The sequence below is a fragment of the Marivirga sp. genome (genome assembly GCF_024636815.1).
Classification (GTDB): Bacteria; Bacteroidota; Bacteroidia; order Cytophagales; family Cyclobacteriaceae; genus Marivirga.
Genome location: NZ_JAGXGF010000083.1, coordinates 1 through 5,042, shown reverse-complemented (window position 1 = coordinate 5,042; position 5,042 = coordinate 1). Strand labels below are relative to the sequence as shown.

5 protein-coding genes and 1 pseudogene are annotated in these 5,042 nt (G+C 33.2%); all 6 read left to right on the top strand.

Annotated elements, in window-relative coordinates:
• Positions 1-40: 40 nt before the first annotated feature.
• The 6 genes and pseudogenes from Q0L29_RS06375 (at position 41) to Q0L29_RS06350 (ending at position 4,937) form a co-directional block, all read left to right on the top strand.
• Complete coding sequence (locus Q0L29_RS06375; RefSeq protein ID WP_296620051.1) at positions 41-1,054, top strand: NAD-dependent epimerase; 1,014 nt, start codon at positions 41-43, stop codon at positions 1,052-1,054.
• Positions 1,041-2,099, top strand: a complete 1,059-nt coding sequence (rfbB, locus tag Q0L29_RS06370; protein WP_296620049.1) for a dTDP-glucose 4,6-dehydratase — start codon at positions 1,041-1,043, stop codon at positions 2,097-2,099. Before Q0L29_RS06375 ends, rfbB begins: the two co-directional genes overlap by 14 nt.
• Positions 2,100-2,211: 112 nt before the next feature.
• Positions 2,212-2,544, top strand: a pseudogene (locus Q0L29_RS06365) (GxxExxY protein).
• A 56-nt stretch (positions 2,545-2,600) separates the two neighbouring features.
• Positions 2,601-3,458 carry a glucose-1-phosphate thymidylyltransferase RfbA gene (gene rfbA / locus Q0L29_RS06360; RefSeq protein ID WP_296620048.1) on the top strand — a complete coding sequence of 286 codons (858 nt, stop codon included), beginning with the start codon at positions 2,601-2,603 and terminating at the stop codon, positions 3,456-3,458.
• Positions 3,458-3,820 carry an EamA family transporter gene (locus Q0L29_RS06355; RefSeq protein ID WP_296620046.1) on the top strand — a complete coding sequence of 121 codons (363 nt, stop codon included), beginning with the start codon at positions 3,458-3,460 and terminating at the stop codon, positions 3,818-3,820. Before rfbA ends, Q0L29_RS06355 begins: the two co-directional genes overlap by 1 nt.
• A 1-nt stretch (position 3,821) precedes the next feature.
• Positions 3,822-4,937 carry an ATP-grasp domain-containing protein gene (locus tag Q0L29_RS06350; protein ID WP_296620045.1) on the top strand — a complete coding sequence of 372 codons (1,116 nt, stop codon included), beginning with the start codon at positions 3,822-3,824 and terminating at the stop codon, positions 4,935-4,937.
• Positions 4,938-5,042 lie beyond the last annotated feature (105 nt).

The following is a 5,042-nucleotide window of genomic DNA, read 5'->3' as shown; positions in this document are numbered from 1 at the left end:
TAGCTATCGGGAGACCTTTAAAAACAATAATTATCTACATATGAAAATTCTTGTAACAGGAGCAGCTGGGTTTATTGGGTTTCATTTGTGTAAAAGACTGCTTGAGGAAGGGCACGAGGTATTAGGACTTGATAACCTTAATGATTATTATGATCCGCAATTAAAATTTGGCAGGTTGAAAGAACTGGGAATTCTTTCCAAGGATGCTGAAAATTATAATTTAATTTGTAAAAGCGAGAAATTTGAGGATTTAAAATTTATCAGATTAAATCTTGAGGACAGAGACAATCTTCCCAACTTATTTCAGGAACATAGATCTGATAAAGTTATTAATCTTGCCGCTCAGGCTGGCGTTCGATATAGTATAGAAAATCCAAATGCTTATATAGATAGTAATATTGTAGGTTTTTCTAATTTACTTGAAGCATGCAGGAATTTTGGAATAGCACATTTGATATATGCCAGCAGCTCAAGTGTTTATGGTCAAAATACCAAATTACCCTTTTCGACCGACGATAATGTTGATCATCCCATTAGTTTATATGCTGCTACTAAAAAAAGCAATGAACTTATGGCATATACCTATAGTCACTTGTATGGATTTAAAACTACTGGCTTAAGGTTTTTTACAGTATACGGGCCATGGGGTAGGCCGGATATGGCCATGTTCCTTTTTACCGATGCCATAAGCAAGGGTAAACCTATAAAAATTTTTAATAATGGAGATCTTGAAAGGGATTTTACTTATATAGACGATATTGTAGAAGGAGTTTTTAATGTTATCAATCAAAATGGTGTAGAAAAAAACTCCTCATTATACAACATAGGGAACAGTAAACCTGTAAAACTAACTGATTTCATAAGGGAAATTGAGAATAATTTAGGGGTAACTGCAGAAAAGGAAATGCTTCCCATGCAACCGGGCGATGTCAACAGGACCTGGGCAGATGTTGAGGAACTTAAGAAAGACTTTAATTACACTCCCAAAACCCCCATAGAAACAGGAGTAAAAAACTTTATTGATTGGTATAAAAATTATTATGGAAAAAAGTAAAATAAAAATCCTTATTACCGGAGGCGCAGGGTTTATTGGATCTCACGTAGTGCGGTTATTTGTAAATAAATACCCCGAGTATGAAATTTTTAATCTTGATCTTCTCACCTACGCGGGTAATCTTGAAAACCTGAGGGATATTGAACATCATGAAAATTATCATTTTCTAAAAGTTGATATCAATGACGGCCAGGCTATAAATGATCTGTTTAGAAAATATAAGTTTGACAAAGTGATACATCTCGCCGCTGAATCTCATGTGGATAGATCTATTACAGATCCACTGGCATTTGTCAAAACCAATGTAATTGGCACAATGAATTTGCTGAATGCGGCAAAAGATACCTGGAAGGATGATTATGATAACAAATTGTTTTATCATATTAGCACCGATGAGGTGTATGGAACATTAGGCGAAACAGGTTTGTTTACCGAAGAAACTCCTTATGATCCTAACTCACCTTACTCCGCTTCAAAAGCCTCTTCAGATCATTTTGTAAGGGCCTATGGGGAAACCTATGATCTTCCCTTTATCATTACGAATTGCTCAAATAATTATGGCCCCAATCAGTTTCCTGAAAAACTGATCCCCCTCTGTATAAACAATATCATTGAGAATAAAGCTCTTCCCGTTTACGGTGATGGAAAATATACCAGGGACTGGTTATACGTTATTGATCATGCAGTGGCGATTGATATGGCTTTTCACAATGGTAGCAATAAAGAAACATACAATATAGGCGGATTAAATGAGTGGCAGAATATTGAACTTATTCAGCTGCTTTGCGAAGTTATGGATAAGAAACTGGATAGATCAGCAGGCGAATCAGCGAAGTTAATTACTTATGTCAAAGATCGCCCGGGTCATGATAAGAGATATGCTATTGATGCCGGTAAAATGAATAAGGATCTCGGCTGGAAACCCTCTGTCACTTTCGAAGAAGGCCTGGAAGAAACAATTGATTGGTATCTTGATAATGAGGAGTGGCTTAAAAATGTGACTTCAGGACGATATCAGGAGTATTACGATAAACAATATAGTTAGAAGATTTCACGGATGATAGCGGATTTTCACGGATTTTAATGGATTTTAATGGATTTCACTGAGATGGGGAAACTCTTATTTGAGGATGATACATATAAAATCATAGGCATGTATGACTGTACATAAAGGATTAGGTGCAGGGTTTTTAGAATCCGTGTATCATGAAGCCTTAGAAAAAGAATTTGAAGTTCAGAATGTTATCTTTGAAAGTAAAAAGAAATTGCAGGTTTATTATAATGATGCACCTTTGCAAAAATATTTTATTGCCGACTTTATCTGTTTTGATAAAACAATAGTATAATTAAAAGCCGCTTCATTTTTGCATAAAGACACTGAAGCTCAAACGATCCATTATCTGAAATCAACCAATTATCCATTAGGTTTATTGATTAATTTTGGCCAATTAAGTTTGACCCGGAAACGTTTTATAAACACCAAACAATAACATAATAAAGAAATAATCAGTGGAATTAGTTTAAATCCGCGTAATCCGTACATAACATGAAAGGAATAATTTTAGCCGGAGGTTCCGGAACCAGACTTTATCCAATTACAATTGCTGTTAGCAAGCAATTATTACCGGTATATGATAAGCCTATGATTTATTATCCGTTATCTGTATTAATGCTCGCAGGAATAAAGGACATTCTTTTTATTACAACCTTTCACGATCAAGATGCGTTCAAAAAACTTTTAGGTGATGGATCTCAAGTGGGCTGTAATTTCGAATTTGCTATTCAGGAAGAACCAAATGGTTTAGCAGAAGCTTTTATAATTGGCGAAGAATTTATTGGAAGTGATAAGGTAGCGTTAGTACTTGGTGATAACATATTTTATGGTAATGGTTTTGGATCGTTGTTAAGGAGTAAAGTCAACGTTGATGGTGCAGCAATTTTTGCTTATCCGGTTAAAGACCCTGAACGTTATGGAGTCGTAGAATTTGATGATGATTATAAGGCATTAAGTATTGAAGAAAAACCGGAAAAACCTAAATCAAAATTTGCAGTTCCTGGATTATATTTCTATGATAATAAAGTAGTTCAAATTGCAAAGAAAGTTAAACCATCTTCAAGAGGAGAAAAAGAGATCTCAAGCATTAATCAAATGTACTTGGAAGCCGGTGAATTGGAAGTTGGTGTAATGACAAGGGGAATGAGTTGGTTTGATACAGGTACCGTAGAATCTTTAGATGATGCTACAGAGTTTATTAGAGTAATTCAAAATAGACAAAGTACTATGATAGGATGCATAGAGGAAATTGCATATATTCATAAATTTATAGGTAATGATAAAATAGATGATGCGATTTTTAAATACGGTAAAAGTAAATACGGGCAGTATTTGAAATCTTTAAAATAATGAATTACATATATATATATGGAACAATATTTTTTACTATTTATGGCCAAATTATCCTGAAGTGGCGCCTTAATAAACTTGGAAGTCTGCCAAATTCTTTTACAGGTAAGATGTATTTTTTATTGGATGCTTTAATGGATTTATACATATTTTCTGGTTTTTTAAGTGCATTTATAGCATCATTATTTTGGATGGCTGCTATGACTAAATTTGAAATTACTGTAGCCTATCCTTTTATGAGCTTATCACCTGCTTTGGTATTTTTTATTGGTATTTTTTTATTAGGAGAAACATTTACGTGGGGTAAATTAATAGGATTATTATTAATTATTTTAGGAACCTTGGTAACAGTAAAATTTTAAGATGAAAAAAATCGCAATTCTTGGGGCGAGTTATTTACAAAAACCACTAGTGGAAAAGGCTATTCAGTTAGGTTTAGAAACTTACTGTTTTGCATGGGATAGCGATGATGCTATATGTAAAAACATTGCACATCATTTTTATCCTATTTCAGTATTAGATAAAGAACTTATTTTAGAAAAATGTAAGGATATAAAAGTTGATGGAATAACTACTATAGCCACAGATATTTGTGTACCTACAATATGTTACGTGGCAGAAAAAATGGGCCTAATTTCAAATTCATTTAGGTCTGGCATAATTTCGACCAATAAAGCAAAAATGAGGTCAGCTTTTTTGACCAATGACGTAAATTCCCCCAAATCGATTGCCTTGAAAAAGTTTAATTTTGAACATTTAAAGGATCTTCGATTTCCAATGATTGTAAAACCGACCGATAGATCAGGAAGTCGTGGAGTAGTAAAGGTTTCAGACATAAATGAACTCAAAAGCGGGATTAATCAAGCTTTAGAACAATCATTTGAAAAACAAGTTGTAATAGAGGAATTTATTGAAGGTATCGAAGTAAGCGTTGAAACAATTTCCTGGAGAGGAGAACATTATATCTTGGCCATTACAGACAAAATTACAACTGGAAATCCTTATTTCGTTGAATTGGAACATCACCAACCATCTCAATTAACAGAATATTTAAAAGAGAAAATAAGGATTGAAACGTTAAAAGCTTTAGACGCTTTAGAAATAACATATGGAGCAAGTCATGCAGAGTTTAAAATTCTAGATAATGGGAAAGTAGTTACCATTGAAGTTGGAGGTAGAATGGGTGGTGATTTTATTGGCTCACATTTGGTAAAACTTTCTACAGGTTATGATTTTTTAAAAGGAGTAATAAAAGTAGCACTTAATGAATTTGAGAAGCCCCAAATAAATAACATTAGTTTTTCCGGTGTTTATTTTTTATCCAAAGAAACTGAGTATTTATTGCCTTACTTTAATAGAAAAAATATTTTTGATGCTGAAAAGAATTTGCAAAACAATAAATTAAATTTAATTCGAAACAGTAACGACCGAAGTGGGTATATAATATATCAAAGCCAACATAAATTAAATTTAATATGACCTTATCTGTTGTAACAACTCTATATAAATCCAGAGGTTTTTTGGAAAATTTCTTGATCGAAATTTTAAGATCTATAGAGAAATTAAATATTGAAAGCTTCGAGC

What these genes read in the sequence shown, in the direction of transcription:
- Q0L29_RS06375 (WP_296620051.1), top strand. Translation starts at nt 41, where the DNA reads ATGAAAATTCTTGTAACAGGAGCAGCTGGGTTTATTGGGTTTCATTTG.
- rfbB (WP_296620049.1), top strand. Translation starts at nt 1,041, where the DNA reads ATGGAAAAAAGTAAAATAAAAATCCTTATTACCGGAGGCGCAGGGTTT.
- rfbA (WP_296620048.1), top strand. Translation starts at nt 2,601, where the DNA reads ATGAAAGGAATAATTTTAGCCGGAGGTTCCGGAACCAGACTTTATCCA.
- Q0L29_RS06355 (WP_296620046.1), top strand. Translation starts at nt 3,458, where the DNA reads ATGAATTACATATATATATATGGAACAATATTTTTTACTATTTATGGC.
- Q0L29_RS06350 (WP_296620045.1), top strand. Translation starts at nt 3,822, where the DNA reads ATGAAAAAAATCGCAATTCTTGGGGCGAGTTATTTACAAAAACCACTA.